Genomic DNA, 18,151 nt, shown 5'->3' with positions numbered 1-18,151 from the left:
CGGTCAGCACCGGGGCGTGGCAAAGGCCATGACCTCATCAATACGCGACTTGCCGAGCGCCAGCTGAATCAGCCGGTCGAGGCCCAGGGCTACACCGCTGCCCTCGGGCATACCGGCCTCCAGGGCCGCCAACAGGCGCTGGTCGACATCCACCTCCGGCAAGCCCGCCTGGGCTCGAGCGCGATTGTCTTCGGCAAAGCGCGCTCGCTGCTCCTGAGCATCAGTCAGCTCATCGTAGCCGTTGGCCAGTTCGAGTCCCTGCAGGTACACCTCGAAGCGTGAGGCGACCCAGGCGCCATCCTCGGGATCCCGATGGCGCCTGGCCAGGGCTGCCTGGCTCGCCGGATAGTCCAGCACCACATCGATGCCGTCGCGGCCAAGCGTCGGCTCGATGACCAGGCTCATCAGCAGGTCCAGGCAGTCATCGCGCTCCGCCGTGCTCATGTCCAGTCCGCCGGTCGCGGAGGCCAGCCTGCGCAGTGCATCCAGCTCGACCGCGAAGGGATCGATCGACAGCTCACGTGCAAACAGCGCTCGGTATCGATGACGCTGGGTAGGGCCAGGATCGTCTGGTAGCAGGGTGCGAATCAGCTGCTGGGTCTCCTCGATCAGTTGATCCAGTGACCAGCCAGGGCGATACCACTCGAGCATGCTGAATTCGATGTTATGACGCCGCCCGACTTCACCGTCACGGAAGCTGCGGGCAATCTGGAAGACAGGGCCTGCCCCTGCCGCCAGCAAACGCTTCATATGGAATTCTGGTGATGTCTGCAGCCACAGCGTTTCAGCACCCGCGGGAGTGCGGGCCTGGCAGGACAGCGAGGCCAGGTGCACATCGGTACTGCCAGCATGCCCCAGGATAGGCGTCTCCACTTCCAGCACATCACGCTCGGTAAAGAACGCACGCACCCTTGCCAGCAGAGCCGCACGGCGCCGCAGCGTGTCCAGCGTGGCGGAAGGTTGCCAATCGTTCATGCTTGCCTACCTTGGGTAAAAGACGAAGGGCCACGCGATCGCGTGGCCCTCGTTTAGCTATCGATCACAGCTATCGATCACTGCAATCGATCGCTGCTGTCGATCGACGGCGTTCGCCCCGCCTCAGGCGCGGGAGACGTACTCGCCCTTGCGGGTATCGATCTTCAGCACTTCGCCCTGGTTGATGAACAGCGGCACGCGGACCACCGCACCAGAGGACAGCGTCGCCGGCTTGGAACCGCCCTGGGCCGTATCGCCCTTCAGGCCCGGATCGGTCTCGACCACTTCCAGCTCGATGAAGTTGGGCGGGGTAACGGAGATGGCGTTGTCGTTCCACAGGGTGATGGTGTAAACCACCTGCTCCTTGAGCCACTTGTCGCTGTCACCCAGTGCCTTCTTCTCCACCGCATACTGCTCGAAGGAACCATCGGTCTTCATGAAGTGCCACATGTCACCGTCGGTGTACAGGTACTCCATGTCCAGATCCATGACATCGGCGCTTTCCAGGGAGTCGCCGGACTTGAAGGTACGCTCCCACACGCGGCCAGTCATCAGGTTGCGCAGCTTGACGCGGTTGAAGGCCTGGCCCTTGCCGGGCTTCACGTATTCGTTCTCGACGATGGCGCAGGGGTCGCCGTCGAGCATCACCTTCAGACCGCCCTTGAATTCGTTGGTAGAATAGTTCGCCATGAAATCTGTTCCCTTTTGGTGCCCGTCCCGGCCATCGGCCCCGGTCGGCACACGACTGACATTCCACGAGGGCCAGCCCCTCGCGCCTATCGATGGATGGCCCGCATGATAACCCGAAGCCCGTCGCTTTTGCATTGCTCTGCCCCGGATGAGCCGGACCTTCCCGCCCCCGGTGGCTGGCAGCGCCAGCTGGCCGGAGCCATTCGCGACCCTGCCGAGCTATGCCGCCGCCTTGGCCTGGATGCCAGCCTGGTGCCTGGCGCCGAGGCCGGCCACGCCCTGTTCGAGGTGCGCGTGCCCGAGGCCTTTGCCGCCAGAATGCGTCACGCTGACCCGCAGGACCCCCTGTTGCGGCAGGTACTGCCCCTGTCCGACGAACAGTCGACGCCATCAGGCTACGTCACGGACCCGCTGCAGGAGGCGCAGCACACCGCCAGACGCGGACTGATCCACAAGTACGCTGGCCGGGTACTGCTGATCACCAGTCCCGCCTGCGCGGTCAACTGCCGCTACTGCTTCCGTCGCCATTTTCCCTATCAGGACAATGCGCCTTCGCGCTCTCAGTGGGACGATACCCTCGACTACCTGCGCGACGATGTCAGCCTGCGGGAGGCCATTCTGTCCGGCGGCGATCCCCTGGCCGCCAGTGACCGCCAACTGTCCTGGCTGGTCGAACGGCTGGACGCCATCAGCCATCTCAAGCGCCTCCGGATGCACACCCGCCTGCCGGTAGTGATCCCCGATCGGGTCGACGGACCGCTGCTCGACTGGCTTGGCAAGACGCGCCTGCAGAAGGTGATGGTGCTGCATATCAACCACGCCAACGAGATCGACGACGCGGTGATTCGCGCCTGCCAGCGACTGGCTCGAAGCGGCGTCACCCTGCTCAACCAGAGCGTGATCCTGAAGGGCGTGAACGACTCGGTCGATGCCCTGGAGGCCTTGTCAGAACGGCTGTTCGAGGCGGGTATCCTGCCCTACTACCTGCATGCCTTCGATCCCGTGGTCGGCGCCGCCCATTTCGATGTCAGTGACCCGCGGGCCGATGCCCTGGTCGATGAGCTACGCACCCGACTCCCTGGCTTCCTCATGCCGACGCTGGTGCGTGAGATACCCGGCGAGGCCAGCAAGACACCTATGTAATAACGACAGAAAAAGCGAACGGAAATGAAAGAGAAAAAAGCGAGAAGGGAAAACAGCAAGAGCTAGGAATGGGGATCGGTGACACCAGGGCGCCAGCGCCCAGGCCAAGGAAAAGGCCCCCGCCGCAGGGAAGCAGCGGCGGGGGCCTCGTCATCGCGCCTGGCGGCGCTTAGGCTTAGGCTTAGGCTTAGGCTTAGGCTTAGGCCACGCTATCGGCGGTGACGTTGGGTGCCACCTCCTCGGTAGACAGGCAGCGGTTCACCGCGCTCATCACCCCCTTGATCGAGGCACTGGTGATGCTCTCGTCGGTACCAACACCAAACACGGCTTCTCCCTTCACCCGAACTTCAACGTAGGCGATGGCTTCTGCGTCGGCGCCCTGGCCACGGGAGTGCTCGTGGTAATCGATGATTTCGATGTCATGGCCCTCACCGCGCAATGCCTTGACGAAGGCCGCCAGGGGGCCATTGCCCTCACCGCTGATGGTGTGGCGCTGACCGTCCTTGGCGATGCAGGCCTCAAGCATGACCGTCGGGCTGTCCGGCTCGGACGACAGACGGTGGCTGACCAGGCTGTAGGGCTCGGTCTTGGCCAGGTACTCGTCGACGAAGGTCTGGTAGATCATCGCCGAGGTAATCTCCTTGCCGACCCGATCGGCCACCTCCTGCACCACCAGGCTGAACTCCATGGACAGCCGGCGCGGCAGTTCGATGCCGTGCTCCTGCTCGAGCAGGTAGCTGACGCCGCCCTTGCCGGACTGGCTGTTGACGCGGATCACCGCCTCGTAGCTGCGGCCCACGTCGAGCGGATCGATGGGCAGGTAAGGTACCGCCCAGACGCTGTCCGGATCTTCCTTGCGCAGCGCCATGCCCTTCTTGATGGCGTCCTGGTGAGAGCCGGAGAAGGCCGTGAACACCAGATCACCCACGTAGGGGTGGCGCGGATGCACCGGCAGCTGGTTGCAGTGCTCGACCTCGCGCATGATCGGGGTGATGTTCGAGAAATCGAGCCCCGGATGCACACCCTGGGTGTAGAGGTTCATCGCCAGGGTGACGATGTCGACGTTACCGGTACGCTCGCCGTTGCCGAACAGGGTGCCCTCGACCCGGTCAGCGCCGGCCATCACCGTCAGTTCAGCGGCGGCCACGCCGGTACCCCGGTCATTGTGGGGATGCACGCTGACGATCAGGTGATCACGGTGCTCGACATTGCGGCAGAACCACTCGATCTGGTCGGCATAGTTATTGGGGGTCGCGCACTCCACCGTCGCCGGCAGGTTGACGATCATCTTGTTGTCGGCGCTTGCACCGTAGGTCTCGCGCACCGCATTGACGACTTCAACAGCAAAGTCCATCTCGGTGGTGGTGAACAGCTCCGGTGAATACTGGAAGGTCCACTGGGTGTCGGGCGCCGCCTTCATCAGGTCGCGAATCTGGGTGGTGGCGTCAACCGCAATCTGGATGCACTCGGCCTTGTTGACGTTGAACACCACACGACGGAACACCGGATCCGTGGCGTTGTACACGTGCACGATAGCCTTCTTGGCGCCCTTCAGAGCCTCGAAGGTGCGCTCGATCAAGTGCGGACGTGCCTGAGTCAGCACCTGAATGGTCACATCGTCCGGCACCTTGTTGTCTTCGATCAGGCTGCGCACGAAGTCGAAGTCAGTCTGGGACGCTGACGGGAAACCCACTTCGATTTCCTTGAAGCCAATCTTCAGCAGCAGGTCAAAGAAACGCTGCTTGCGTTCCTGGTCCATCGGATCGATCAAGGCCTGATTACCGTCGCGCAGGTCGACGCTGCACCACTTCGGCGCGGCCTCGATACGCTGGTTGGGCCACTGCCGATCAGGCAGGTCCACGGCGACGAAGGGACGGTACTTGCTGGAAGGATCGTTGAGCATCATGGCGAATTCTCCGGATACGGGCTGTGTCTAGCGATCGTTGGTACGATCTTGCTCGCGGTATTGGCGAGCTATTGTTGGCAGGCCTGACGTGCGCCTTATGGGCTGTGGCCAGGCATAAACGGCGACGCCCCGCTCACCAAAGGAGAGCGGGGCGTCATAAGTCGTAGCGCAGTGACATCAATATCGGCACCCACACATACCGTGACGATCCTCGGCTCATGACGAGTACAGGCACCTGAGCGAGCAGGGGCATGCTGATCCATCACAGGACGTTCCATCCCAACGCTGTCAAGGGCTGGGCGGTCGGTGCCGGGGCGATTCGTGGAGGGGTAAGAGACACTGACTAACATGGTTCAACCTCGATTCGACTAACTCTTGGCAACAAGCTCCAGGCGATGAAGGCGGCTCGGGAAGAGCCAGGGCAGGCGCCATCGCCACGCGCATTTACACGCGTAGTAGTAGTCGTAGGTCGAGGAGTCGAAGTGTCATGTTCATGCGCCTAGAAAATCAGTCTTGGCTGCCCTTGTCAACCATTCCCCTGCATGACCCCGCCCGCAACGCAGCGGCCAAGCCCCCTGTCATCCCTCGCAGAAGCGTCGCCAGCGGTACGCGCGAACGACGCTTTTCTGCTGATTTGCTGACCTACCTCGCTGTCACGCATTTGTCCTCTACCCCGTCTAGAGTAAGTGTCAGGTCACAGGCCCCGATACGCCCGCAAGCCATGGACAAGGCGGCACGCCACCGGTTGTCTCCCGGCCGCGGCTTTACGGTCCCTACACCCTATCTCGACGATGTCGGGACGCCACGCCTCGCACCCAAGGCCATTCAATCCCCCACGTCATTCCTACACTGCTGGAGACACAAGATGGTTGCGCTGAACCACAGCACCCCACTTGCTATTACGCGATATCGCACACCAACCGCCCCCCAGGACCGCAGTCCCCACAGGCCCCGTCACGCCGTTTTGGGCACAGCCCTGTGCTTGAGCGTTGGCATCAGCCTGCTGACGATGGCCCTGTCTTCCTCGGCGGTGGCAGCATCCGATCCCACCAGCGCATCGAACTCTCTACCGGTCAGCGTCGGCCCGCGGCCCTACTTCCTGATCGACGACATGGATGAGGACAACGCTCAGTCCGCCGAGCTCAAGGCCACACTTCAGCAGTGTGCGTCGTCCCTGGACCAGCTTGAGCCCAGCGACTTTTCGATTGGCCATCGCGGTGCGCCTCTCATGTTCCCGGAGCACACGAAAGAGTCCTACCTGGCGGCGGCAAGAATGGGTGCCGGGGTGCTCGAGTGTGACGTAGCCTTCACCGAAGACAAGGAGCTGGTGTGCCGCCACTCCCAGTGTGACCTGCATGGCACCACCAACATTCTGGAAACCGAACTGGCCAGCCAGTGCAGCGTGCCGCCAGCCTTCAATGCCGACGGCACCCTGAGCAACGCCAGCGACATCCAGTGTTGTACCAGCGATATCACCCTGGCCGAGTTCAAGACCCTGGAAGGACGCATGGATGGCGTCGACACCAGTGCCGACACCCTGGAGGCCTATCTGGCCGGCAACCCCCGCTGGCGCACAGAGCTCTACGCCGATCGCGGCACCCTGATGAGCCATGCCGAAAGCATCGCGCTGTTCCAGCAGCTCGGGGTCAAGATGACGCCGGAGCTGAAGACGCCTAGCGTGGAGATGCCCTTCGACGGCATGAGCCAGCAGGACTACGCGCAGAAGCTGCTCGATGAGTACGCCGAGGCAGGCGTGGCGCCAGCCGACGTCTTTCCGCAGTCATTCCTGCTGGACGACGTGCGCTACTGGGTCGACAACACCGAGTTTGGAGATACCGCCGTCTATCTGGACGACCGCTATGACGTGGAAGGCTTTGACGTGACCGACCCCAGCACCTGGCAACCGTCCATGCAGGAGCTGGCGGATATGGGCGTCAAGATTCTGGCCCCGCCGATGTGGATGCTGCTGGCCGCCGGCGACGACCCTGACAAGCCCATCGTGCCATCGGTCTACGCCGAAGAGGCCAAGCAGGCGGGACTTGAACTGGTCGCCTGGTCCTTTGAGCGCTCGGCACCCTTGACCCGGGATGGCGCCTGGTACCACCAGACCATTGATGACGTGGTAGACAACGATGGCGACAAGATGGTCGCGCTGGACGTCATGGCCAGGGATATCGGCGTCAAGGCAGTGTTCTCGGACTGGCCCGCGGCGGTCACCCTGTACGCCAACTGCATGGCGGACGAGCTGGCGCCCTAGGCTCTCGGCTAGAAGATTAGCGCCCACCACGTAAAAACGGCCGGGTGGCAAGCCACCCGGCCAGAACGCCTTCCGTGGCGTTGGCGCCCCTAACGCCATTCCGAGGGTTCCATCCTAACGACCCTGCCTGGCTGCGGCGCTCCCCCATCGGCGGTACCCAGCCCCCCTCAGACGAGGGGACCACCAGCGGCACTGCCATCTCGCCAAGTCCGTCACCAGCCAGGGGCACTCCCTTGCGGCAAGCCATTCAGGCGAAGGACAAGCCCTGCGCCTCAGCAGTAATGCGGGTGCCGGCACGTCCCGCCACGATGGCCTCGATATCAGCGAGTGCTCCGATCACCGCCGTCTTGCCGCTGGCTCGCACAAACTCACAGGCCGCCTGCACCTTGGGGCCCATGGACCCGCTAGCGAAGTCGAGCGCTTCCAAGCTGTCAGGGTCGGCCTCCGCCACCCGCCGGCTCTGGGGCGTTCCCCAATCCAGATAGACACCGTCAACATCCGTGGCGATGATCAGCTGATCACTGGCGAGCTCTCGAGACAGCAGCGACGAGCACATGTCCTTGTCGATGACAGCCTCGATGCCCTGAAGCTTGCCGTCCTCAGCGTACACCGTGGGGATCCCACCGCCGCCGGCACAGATCACCACAGTGCCCCGCTCAAGAAGCCAGCGCAGTGGGCGAATCTCGAAGATCCTTTTGGGCCTGGGACTCGGCACCACCCGGCGATAATGATCACCGTCCTTGGCCATGGCCCAGCCCTTGAGCTCCGCCAGACGACTGGCCTCTTCCTTCGAGTAGATGGGACCGATCGGCTTGGTAGGGTGAGCAAAGGCCGGGTCAGCGGCATCGACTTCCACCTGGGTCAACAGCGAGGCGAACGGCACCTCGCCAGGCAACAGATTGCCCAGCTCCTGCTCGATCATGTAGCCGATCATGCCCTCGGTCTCGGCCCCCAGCACATCCAGCGGGAAGGCATTGTCCTCGTCATAGGCCGCCCCCTGCAGCGCCAGCAGGCCTACCTGGGGCCCGTTGCCGTGGGCAATCACCAGCTCATTGCCCGATGCGATTCGCGCGATCTGCTCACAGGCGATACGAATGTTGGCGCGCTGGGCGTCCCCATTCATGACTTCGCCTCGTCGCAGCAGTGCATTACCGCCAAGCGCTATGGTGATACGCATACGCTACTCTCCCGGTTCAGGTTGGCGAGCGGCACCAGGCCACTCGCCAGGTTCAGCCCAACATCGACGCCAGCGACTCACACATCTCCCAGCGTCGACACCATTACCGCCTTGATGGTGTGCATGCGGTTTTCCGCCTGCTCGAAGGCAATGCAGGCCGGGGATTCGAACACCTCCTCGGTGACTTCAATACCGTTCTTGAGGACCGGATACTGCTCGGCGACCTGACGCCCCACCTTGGTGTCGCAGTTGTGAAAGGCGGGCAGACAGTGCATGAACTTGACCCGAGGGTTGCCCGACGCCGCCAGCAAGGCCTGGTTGACCTGATAGGGCAGCAGCTGGTCGATGCGCTCGGCCCAGGCCTCCACCGGCTCACCCATGGAGACCCACACATCGGTGTGAATGAAGTCGACGCCCTTGACCGCTTCCTGGGGATCTTCGGTCAGGCAGAGTCGTGCCCCACTCTGCTCGGCAAAGCGACGACAGTTAGCCAGGTGCTCTTCATCCGGCCAGAGCGCCCTTGGCGCGGCGATACGCACGTCCATGCCCAGCTTGGCGCCGATCAGCAGCAGCGAGTTGCCCATGTTGTTGCGCGCATCGCCCAGATAGGCGAAGGAGATCTCGTGCAGCGGCTTCTCCGCGTGCTCACGCATGGTCAACACGTCAGCGATCATCTGGGTCGGGTGGTACTCATCGGTCAGCCCGTTGTACACCGGCACCCCAGAGAAGGCCGCCAGCTCCTCCACCACCTCCTGGCTGAAGCCGCGATACTCGATGGCGTCATACATGCGTCCCAGGACCCGAGCGGTATCACGCATGGACTCCTTGTGACCGATCTGGGACGAGGTCGGGTCGATGTAGGTCACATTGGCGCCCTGGTCATAGGCGGCCACTTCAAACGCACAGCGGGTGCGGGTGGAGGTCTTCTCGAAGATAAGCGCAATGTTCTTGCCCTTCAGCCGCTGGGTCTCGCAGCCGCTGTACTTGGCGCGCTTGAGATCACGAGACAGGTCCAGCAGGTAGCGCAGCTCGCGCTCGGAGTGATGCATCAGTGACAGCAGGTGACGATGGTGGATGTTGAACGCCATGAGTGTCTCCTTGACGGCTGCCTGGCAGCCGTCGATGGGAAGCCAAAAGAGAAAAAGACGGTTCCGCTGACGTCAGCGATCGACGTCACAAGCCGGTATCAGTAGTCGACGGCATCGCGGGAAATGGGGCAGGTCATGCAGTGACCGCCACCACGTCCGCGCCCCAGTTCGCTGGCACTGATGGTGATGACCTCAACGCCCGCCTTGCGCAGCAAGGTGTTGGTGTAGGTATTACGGTCATAGCCGACCACCACACCGGGCTCGAGGGCGACCACATTGTTGCCGTCATCCCACTGCTCGCGCTCGGCCTCGTAGCTGTCGCCGCCGGTCTCCACCACACGCAGCCTGGGCAGACCAAGGGCCTCGGCCACGACCTCGATGAAGCCTTGATTCTCGCGTCGCACGTCGATGCCACTGGGCTTGCTCTCGTCCGGGCGCAGGCTGAACGGCACGATATCCTTGACCACCTCCGGGAAGACCGTGACCAGATCGCGATCACAGAAGCTGAACACCGTATCCAGATGCATCGCGGCACGAGAACGCGGCAAGCCCGCCACGATGACCCGTTCGGCTTCACCCGCCCGGAACAAGGCGCTGGCCACCTGGCCGATGGCCTGATGCGAGGTACGCTCCCCCATACCGATCAACACGACGCCGTTGCCCACCGGCATAACATCGCCACCTTCCAGCGTTGCAGCACCGTGGTCCTGATCAGGGTTGCCGTACCACACCTTGAAGTCGGCGCCGACAAACCTCGGGTTGAAGCGATAGATGGCTGACGTCAGCAAGGTTTCCTGACGTCTGGCCGGCCAGTACATGGGGTTGAGGGTGACACCACCGTAAATCCAGCAGGTGGTATCGCGAGTGAACAGGGTGTTGGGCAACGGCGGCAGCACAAAGCTCGAGCGCCCCAGATAGTCACGGAAGGTCTTGAGGGTCTCGCCACCATGACTCTCGGTGATATCCGCCCAGGACACCCCGCCGATCAGAAAGTCGGCGAGACGCCGAGGCTCAAGGTCGGTCAGCCAGGCGCGAACTTCATCCGCGAGACCATGGCCGACCAGGTTGGAGGTGATCTTGCGGTCCAGAATCCAGCGCACCGCGTCACGATTTTCCAGTGTTTCGGTCAGCAGATTGTGCATCTCGAGCACTTCGACATCACGCTCACGCATCTTGGTCACGAAGTCGAAGTGATCACGCTTCGCCTGATTGGTCCAGAGCACATCATCGAATAACAGCTCGTCGCAATTACTGGGCGTCAGCCTGAGGTGAGCAAGCCCCGGTGAACACACCATGACCTTGCGAAGCTTACCCACTTCCGAGTACACACCCAATCGAGAACCGCCTGTCTTCATCGCTTTTCTCCTTCCCCTATAAACAAGGGAATTCGTATCAGAAAGTCACTCTCCAGAACCTCTTTCACCTACTCTATTCGACTCCCCCTAGAGGCTTAACCACCCTTGATAAAGACCTGCCACTGCCAAGGCAAAAGCACCGACAGTCGCCATAAAAATGATCATCTCGTAGCGCTTGAAAACAGCCTCACCGCGCTCACGCTTAGCCCAGATAAACAGGATCGCGCCTGGCGCGTAGAGAAGCGCCGAGAGCAGCAGATACTGGATACCTCCCGCATACAGAAGCCAAAGGGCATACAGCGTGGCCAAGCCACTGATGCAAGCATCCTTCAGGCGATCTTCCGGGGAGCCCTCGTACCCCTCGCCCTTCAACGTCAGCATGAGGGCATAGGCAGCGGACCAGAGGTAAGGCACCAGAATCATCGAGCTGGCGAGATACAAGAGACTGAGATAGGTCGACTCGCTGAGCAGCGTGAGCAGAAGAAACACCTGGATCAGGCCATTGGATAGCCATAGCGCCTTGACCGGCACCTTGTTGACGTTTTCCCTGCTCAAGGCCGCGGGCATGGTGCCGTCACTGGAAGCGGCACGAAGTATCTCGGCGCACAGTAGCGTCCACGACAGCAAGGCTCCCAATAGCGAGATCGCCAAGCCTGCGCTGATCAGGTATCCCCCCCAGGGACCCACCACATGGCTGAGTACCAGCGCCATGGAAGGGTTTTTAAGACCCGCGAGTTCAGGCTGGGACATGATGCCCATGGACAGGACGTTGACCATGACCAACAGCAGCAGTACACCGAGAAAGCCGAGCACAGTGGCCCGCCCCACATCGCGACGTTCCCGAGCCTTCGAGGAATAGATGCTCGCGCCCTCGACGCCGATGAACACCCACACCGTCACCAGCATCATGTTGCGCACCTGATCCATCACGTTGCCAAGATCAGGGTTAGCCTGCCCCCAGATATCCAGAGTAAAGACGTCCAGCCGAAACCCAATCGACGCCAGCACGATGAACATCACCAGCGGAACCACCTTGGCGACGGTGGTCACGATATTGATATATGCCGCCTGCTGAATGCCCCTCGAGACAAGCCAGTGAACGCTCCATAGCAGCATTGAGGCGCACAGCACCGCGAGCGGCGTATTGCCATCACCGAAAGCGGGAAAGAAGAAACCGAGGGTACTGAAAAGAAGAACGAAATAACTGACATTTCCGAGCCAGGCGCTGATCCAGTAGCCCCAGGCAGAAGAGAAACCAAGGTAGTCGCCGAACCCCGCCTTGGCGTAGGCATAGATACCGGCATCCAGTTCCGGCTTTCGATTTGCCAGCGTCTGAAAGACGAACACCAGCGCCAACATGCCGACCGCCGTAATACTCCATCCGATCAGCATCGCTCCGGGAGACGCACTTGCCGCCATGTTCTGCGGCAGTGAAAAGATTCCTCCACCAATCATCGAACCAACGACCAGCGCAAGCAGTGCACAAAGCCCGAGCTTATGTCTGGGTGTTTCCATGGAGGCTTCCTCGCAGGAACAAAAAGTTTGCCGATTCAGCCTACGCTCTTTTTTCTCCGCGATAACGCCCCAAACCGAGGTATTCCCTTCTTCGGTGACTCGTATCAACAGCGTGAAGTAAGACGAATTTATTCGACATCGATCATGAAATGCGGCTCCACAACACATCATTGATCTGCATGCCTGGACGGCAACGATAGCCACCTCATGTGACCACCACTTGGGTCAAGCATTGGGCACTTTCACGAACGTCCACTCCTCTTCCTCAGGACGCCATAAAAGAGACACCTGCACCAGAAAGCCGCCCAAAAGACGTTGTGAACAGAACAACACACAGCATGAGAGAACGCGCAGAGAATACGAGAACGCGCCGAGACACGGCGAACACGCAGGGAGAAAGCACAGGACAAACGAAAAAGAGGAGTCCGAAGACTCCCCTTTCGAGTGTGCTGGCATGGTGCCCCATCCAGCGTGATGTCCTTTCCGATCAGTCTTGGCCGATCAGTCTTGGCCGGTCAGTCTTGCGCCAAATCCGCCTGACGATAGCCGATCAGGTACAACACGGCATCAAGACCAAGGGTCGAGATACTCTGTCTCGCCTGGGCTCTGACCATGGGCTTGGCCCTGAAGGCAATTCCCAGGCCGGCTGCCGCCAGCATCTTGAGGTCGTTGGCACCATCTCCCACGGCGATGGTCTGCTCCATGGAGATGCCCTCGCGCTGGGCGATCTCGCGCAGCAGCAGCGCCTTGCGATCGGCATCCACAATCGGCTCACGCACCTCACCGGTGACCTTGCCGTCCTCGATAACCAGCTCATTGGCGTGGATTTCATCGAAGCCGAGGCGTTGCTGGAGATAGCGCGCGAAGTAGGTAAAGCCACCGGACAGGATAGCGGTGCGATAGCCCAACCGCTTGAGCTGAGCCATCAGTGTCTCGACGCCGTCCATTAACGGCAGCTCAGCGGCGATCTCGGCCAGCACGGACTCATCCAGCCCCTTGAGCTTGGACATGCGCTCGCGGAAGCTCTCCTGGAAGTCCAGCTCACCGCGCATGGCCCGCTCGGTGACCTCCGCCACTTCGTCATAGACACCGTGACGCCTGGCCAGCTCATCGATGACCTCGGCCTTGATCAGGGTCGAATCCATGTCGAAACACACCAGACGACGGTGAGTACGCCAGATCGAGTCTTCCTGCAGCGCGATATCCACCCCGTGGGCCGCGCCCAGGGCCAGGGCCTTCTCGCGCAGCGACTCGAGATCGATCTGTTCGCCGCGTAGCCAGCATTCGACGCAGCTGCCCTGGGCCGGTGCCTCGCCGTCCAGCGGCTCGCGTCCGGACAGGCGATGCATCAACTCCACCGTCAGGCCATGCTCTGCCGTCAGCGCGCCCACTTCGGCCAGGATGCCGGCAGGCAGTCGCGGCGCCAGCAAGGTCATGATCCAGCGCGGCTGACCCGCGGTCTGGCTCCAGCGATGGTACTCCTCGGCGCTGATCTGGATCGCCTGCACATCGAGCCCGAGCTCGTCGCCGGTGTGGGCCAGCGCACCTTCCAGGTCCGCCTCGTGATCCAGCGCCACCAGGGCCTCCAGCGAGACGATGCCAAAGGTCACGCTTTGGTTGATATCGAGAAGTCTTGCCCCGCTGCGGGCCAGCGCCTTGCCAAGTCCGGCCAGCTGGCCAGGACGAGCCTGGCCGGTGGCACGCATCAAGATTCTTCTGGTCATGTAGTCTGTCCTGTAACCTCACCGCCTTGTATGGGGTGGCGACAACGTGAACCCCCACCGAGGATCAGGCCTCGACGCGCTCCAGCCGATCAACCTTTTGCAGACCGCGCGGCAGCTTGCTGCCCCGACGCCCGCGTTCGCCGCGATAGTAGTCGAGTTCGCCATTCTTGAGCGATAGCTTACGTTTGCCAGCATGGACCACCAGGGTATCTCCCGGGGCCAACACGACCAGTCCACGCACGAATTCTTCACGCCGGGCGGCCCGGGCGCCAGGAATGTCGAGCATCTTGTTGCCCTTGCCCTTGGACATCTCCGGCAACTGCTCCAGCGGGAACAGCAGCAGCCGCCCCTCGTTGGATACCGTGGCCACGGTCAGCTCTTCGGCCGCCGGCAGCTCCACCGGGGGCAGCACGTTGCAGCCCTTGGGCAGTGACAGCACCGCCTTGCCGGAGCGATTCTTGCCGGTTAGGTCCTCGAGTCGCGCAACAAAGCCATAGCCGCCGTCGGAGGCCAGCAGGTAGCGGGAGTCGCCGGGAGCCAGCATGACCCCGGCCATATGCGCACCGGCCACCACGTTGACCTTGCCGGTCACCGGTTCGCCCTGGCCACGGGCGCTGGGCAACTGATGGGCCGGCAAGGTGTAGGCACGGCCGGTATCGTCCAGCAGTACCAGCGGCTGGTTGGTCTTGCCCCGGGCGGCCAGATGGAAGGCATCTCCCGCCTTGTAGGACAAGCCAGCCGGATCGATATCGTGGCCCTTGGCCGCGCGAATCCAGCCCTTCTCGGACAGCACCACGGTGACCGGGTCGGCACCGACCAGCTCGACTTCGGACAGCGCCTTGGCTTCGCCACGCTCGACGATGGGCGAGCGACGCTCATCGCCGTGTTCTTCCGCCGCCTGTCTGAGCTCCTGCTCGATCAGATCGGTCATGGCCTCGTCGCTGCCCAGCAGCTCCTCGAGCCGCTTGCGCTCCGCCTCGAGCTCACTCTGCTCGGTGCGGATCTTCATTTCCTCCAGCTTGGCCAGATGACGCAGGCGCAGCTCCAGGATGGCCTCGGCCTGACGATCGCTGAGACCGAAAGCCTCGATCAGGGCGCTCTTGGGCTCATCCTCTTCACGGATGATCCGGATCACCTCATCGATATTGAGGTAGGCGATCAACAGACCTTCCAGCAGGTGCAGGCGATCGTTGACCTTGCCCAGCCGATGCTCCAACCGCCGACGTACCGTGGTACGGCGGAAATCGAGCCATTCGCCCAAAAGCTCCGGCAGCGGCATCACCCGCGGACGGCCGTCGAGAGCGATCACGTTGAGGTTGACCCTGACGTTCTTCTCGAGGTCGGTGGTGGCAAACAGGTGCGCCATCATCGCCTCGATGTCGACCCGATTGGAGCGGGGCTCGATCACCAGACGGGTCGGCTCCTCATGGGTGGACTCATCGCGCAGGTCGGCCACCATCGGCAGCTTCTTGGCTTGCATCTGGGCAGCGATCTGCTCGAGCACCTTGGCCCCGCTGACCTGATACGGCAGCGCGGTGATGATGACCTGGCTTTCTTCCTTGTCGAACTCGTAGCGGGCGCGCATCTTGACGCTGCCACGGCCACTTTCATAGATCTTTCTGAGATCGGCGCGGGGAGTGATGATCTCCGCCTGGGTGGGAAAATCCGGTCCCGGCAGGTGCGCCATCAGATCCGCCGTCGTCACCGAGGGGTTACGCAGCACCTGGCAGGTGGCCTCGACCACCTCGCGCACGTTATGGGGCGGAATATCCGTGGCCATACCCACGGCAATCCCGGTGCCGCCATTGAGCAGCACGTGGGGCAGCCGTGCCGGGAGCACCACTGGCTCATTCATGGTGCCATCGAAGTTGGGCGCCCAGTCCACGGTGCCCTGACCCAGCTCACTGAGCAGCACCTCGGCAAACTTCGACAGCCTGGCTTCGGTGTAGCGCATCGCCGCGAAGGACTTGGGATCGTCGGGGCTGCCCCAGTTGCCCTGGCCATCGACCAGCGGATAGCGATAGCTGAACGGCTGCGCCATCAGCACCATGGCTTCATAGCAGGCGCTATCGCCATGGGGATGAAACTTACCCAGCACGTCACCGACGGTACGCGCAGACTTCTTGTACTTGGCATTGGCGTTCAGCGACAGTTCACGCATGGCGTAGACGATGCGCCGCTGTACCGGCTTCATGCCGTCGCCAATATGGGGCAATGCCCGGTCGAGAATGACGTACATCGAATAGTCGAGGTAGGCCTTCTCGGTGTATTCGCGCAGGGACAGTCGCTCGACGTCGCCCTCCGCCACCTCAATGTCCAGAGTCATGTTCCCTCGTTCTCATCCTGGTCGCCGCAAGCGACGACATGGTATTCACAGGCGCAACCGGCGCCGCCCGCTCTGCCTCGGCCGGATCAGACGTCGATATCGGCCAGGTTGCCGTAATCTTCAAGCCAGCTCTTGCGGTCCGAGGCGCGCTTCTTGGCCAGCAGCATGTCCATCATCTCCAGCGTGCCGTCGCCATCTTCCCGGGTCAGCTGCACCAGGCGGCGCGTCTCTGGCGCCATGGTCGTCTCGCGCAGCTGCAGCGGACTCATCTCACCCAGGCCCTTGAAGCGCTGAACATTGGGTGTCCCGCGCTTGCCTTCCAGAGAACGCAGAATGGCGGCCTTCTCGCTCTCGTCCAGGGCGTAGAAGACCTCCTTGCCCAGATCGATGCGGTACAGCGGCGGCATGGCGACAAACACATGGCCGGCGTCGACCAGCGAGGGGAAGTGGCGCACGAACAGCGCGCACAGCAGCGTGGCGATGTGCAGCCCGTCAGAGTCAGCGTCGGCGAGGATGCAGATCTTGTGATAGCGCAGCTTGGACAGGTCGGCGCTGGCCGGGTCGGCACCGATGGCCACGGCAATGTCGTGGACCTCCTGGGAGCCGTAGATATCATGGGAGTCGACCTCCCAGGTATTGAGGATCTTGCCGCGCAACGGCAGGATCGCCTGGGTCTCGCGGTTGCGTGCCTGCTTGGCGCTGCCGCCGGCGCTGTCGCCCTCGACCAGGAATAGCTCGCTCATGGCAGGGTCCTGACCGCTGCAGTCGGCCAGTTTGCCGGGCAGTGCAGGACCAGAGGTTACCTTCTTGCGGGCCACCTTCTTGGAGCTCTTCTGGCGCCGCTGAGCCGCGCTGATGACCAGCTCGGCCAAGGCCTCTGCCTGATCCACATGGTGGTTGAGCCACAGCGAGAAGGCGTCCTTGACCACCCCGGACACGAAGCCCGCCACGGTGCGCGACGACAGCCGCTCCTTGGTCTGTCCGGCGAACTGCGGATCCAGCATCTTCACCGACAGCACGTAGGCGACGCGCTCCCACAGGTCTTCGGCGGTCAGCTTGACGCCACGGGGCAGCAGGCTGCGGTACTCGCAGAATTCCTTGAGCGCGTCGAGCAGGCCGGAGCGCAACCCATTCACATGGGTGCCCCCCTGGGCGGTGGGGATCAGGTTGACGTAGCTTTCCATCAACGAGTCGCCGCCTTCGGGAAGCCACTGGATCGCCCAGTCCACCGCCTGCTCGTCGTCGGCAAAGTGACCGACGAAGGGCGAGCTTGGCAGGACCTCGTAGCCGTCGGTGGTCTGGGCCAGGTAGTCGCGCAGACCGTCCTCGAATTGCCAGGTGGTGGCGGTGCCATCGGCCTCGACCAGCTCCACCTTGAGCCCGGGGCACAGCACTGCCTTGGCGCGCAGCAGGTGCTTGAGGCGGCCCACGGCCAGATTGGGACTGTCGAAATAGCTGACGTCCGGCCAGAATCGCACCACCGTGCCCTTGGCCCGCTTGGCCGCAGTACCGATGACGTGCAGATCCTCGACCTTGTCGCCGTGCTCGAAGGCCATGGCGTGGCGCTCGCCATCGCGCAGCACTTCCACTTCCAGGCGCCTGGACAGGGCGTTGACCACGGATACCCCTACACCGTGAAGACCGCCGGAAAAGCGATAGCTCGATGAGGAGAACTTACCGCCTGCGTGCAGGCGCGTCATGATCAGCTCGATCCCCGACACTCCGTGCTCGGGGTGCACGTCGATGGGCATGCCACGACCGTTGTCCGACACCTCGATGCCGCCATCATCGCGCACCACCACGCGAATCTCGTTGGCGTGCTCGGCGAGGGCCTCGTCGACACTGTTGTCGATGACCTCCTGCACCAGGTGATTCGGGCGGGAGGTGTCGGTGTACATGCCGGGGCGCTTGCGAACGGGCTCCAGCCCGGAAAGCACCTCGATCGAACTGGCACTGTATTGGGTCATGCGTGGTCCATCATCAGGATGACTGGAA

Annotated in this window: 12 protein-coding genes; 2 read left to right on the top strand and 10 right to left on the bottom strand. The window is 62.3% G+C overall.

Annotated features, from left to right (window positions below; all coding sequences use genetic code 11):
• Positions 1–3 precede the first annotated feature (3 nt).
• Entirely contained in the window at positions 4–975 is a 972-nt protein-coding gene (gene epmA / locus KUW18_RS09290; RefSeq protein ID WP_222561234.1) for an EF-P lysine aminoacylase EpmA, read from the bottom strand.
• Between the two features lie 123 nt (positions 976–1,098).
• The gene (gene efp, locus KUW18_RS09285) at positions 1,099–1,665 is read right to left on the bottom strand and encodes an elongation factor P (RefSeq protein ID WP_206940998.1); all 567 of its coding nucleotides are present in this window, start codon (positions 1,663–1,665) and stop codon (positions 1,099–1,101) included.
• Between the two features lie 105 nt (positions 1,666–1,770).
• On the opposite strand from efp, the gene epmB reads away from it, so the two are divergent.
• Positions 1,771–2,808 (top strand): EF-P beta-lysylation protein EpmB, encoded by a 1,038-nt coding sequence (epmB, locus tag KUW18_RS09280; RefSeq protein WP_222561233.1) that lies wholly within the window; start codon positions 1,771–1,773, stop codon positions 2,806–2,808.
• A gap of 199 nt (positions 2,809–3,007) precedes the next feature.
• Here the strand turns inward: epmB and leuA are convergent, their stop codons facing one another.
• Positions 3,008–4,714 (bottom strand): 2-isopropylmalate synthase, encoded by a 1,707-nt coding sequence (gene leuA, locus KUW18_RS09275; RefSeq protein ID WP_222162845.1) that lies wholly within the window; start codon positions 4,712–4,714, stop codon positions 3,008–3,010.
• 982 nt (positions 4,715–5,696) lie between these two features.
• On the opposite strand from leuA, the gene KUW18_RS09270 reads away from it, so the two are divergent.
• Positions 5,697–6,971 (top strand): glycerophosphodiester phosphodiesterase family protein, encoded by a 1,275-nt coding sequence (locus KUW18_RS09270; protein WP_261396532.1) that lies wholly within the window; start codon positions 5,697–5,699, stop codon positions 6,969–6,971.
• Between the two features lie 247 nt (positions 6,972–7,218).
• Here the strand turns inward: KUW18_RS09270 and arcC are convergent, their stop codons facing one another.
• From arcC to parE, 7 genes are all read right to left on the bottom strand, one after another.
• Positions 7,219–8,148, bottom strand: coding sequence for a carbamate kinase (arcC, locus tag KUW18_RS09265; RefSeq protein WP_222561232.1), 930 nt, complete (start codon positions 8,146–8,148; stop codon positions 7,219–7,221).
• Positions 8,149–8,225: 77 nt separating this feature from the next.
• Positions 8,226–9,236 carry an ornithine carbamoyltransferase gene (locus tag KUW18_RS09260; protein ID WP_206941006.1) on the bottom strand — a complete coding sequence of 337 codons (1,011 nt, stop codon included), beginning with the start codon at positions 9,234–9,236 and terminating at the stop codon, positions 8,226–8,228.
• 98 nt (positions 9,237–9,334) lie between these two features.
• Positions 9,335–10,591: an arginine deiminase gene (gene arcA / locus KUW18_RS09255; protein ID WP_222162843.1), complete on the bottom strand. Its 1,257-nt coding sequence runs from the start codon at positions 10,589–10,591 to the stop codon at positions 9,335–9,337.
• Positions 10,592–10,678: 87 nt separating this feature from the next.
• Positions 10,679–12,310 carry an arginine-ornithine antiporter gene (gene arcD, locus KUW18_RS09250; RefSeq protein WP_315900658.1) on the bottom strand — a complete coding sequence of 544 codons (1,632 nt, stop codon included), beginning with the start codon at positions 12,308–12,310 and terminating at the stop codon, positions 10,679–10,681.
• Between the two features lie 311 nt (positions 12,311–12,621).
• Positions 12,622–13,830, bottom strand: a complete 1,209-nt coding sequence (gene serB / locus KUW18_RS09245) for a phosphoserine phosphatase SerB (protein WP_222162841.1) — start codon at positions 13,828–13,830, stop codon at positions 12,622–12,624.
• A 64-nt stretch (positions 13,831–13,894) separates the two neighbouring features.
• Positions 13,895–16,156 (bottom strand): DNA topoisomerase IV subunit A, encoded by a 2,262-nt coding sequence (gene parC / locus KUW18_RS09240; RefSeq protein WP_222561231.1) that lies wholly within the window; start codon positions 16,154–16,156, stop codon positions 13,895–13,897.
• An 86-nt stretch (positions 16,157–16,242) separates the two neighbouring features.
• On the bottom strand, positions 16,243–18,123 hold the full coding sequence (gene parE, locus KUW18_RS09235; RefSeq protein WP_206941016.1) for a DNA topoisomerase IV subunit B: 1,881 nt from the start codon (positions 18,121–18,123) through the stop codon (positions 16,243–16,245).
• Positions 18,124–18,151 lie beyond the last annotated feature (28 nt).

Source organism: Halomonas sp. DP5Y7-2, assembly GCF_019802025.1.
Taxonomy (GTDB): Bacteria; Pseudomonadota; Gammaproteobacteria; order Pseudomonadales; family Halomonadaceae; genus Halomonas; species Halomonas litopenaei_A.
The sequence above is the reverse complement of the archived record's forward strand: the minus strand, read 5'-3'. Positions and strand labels throughout refer to the sequence as shown.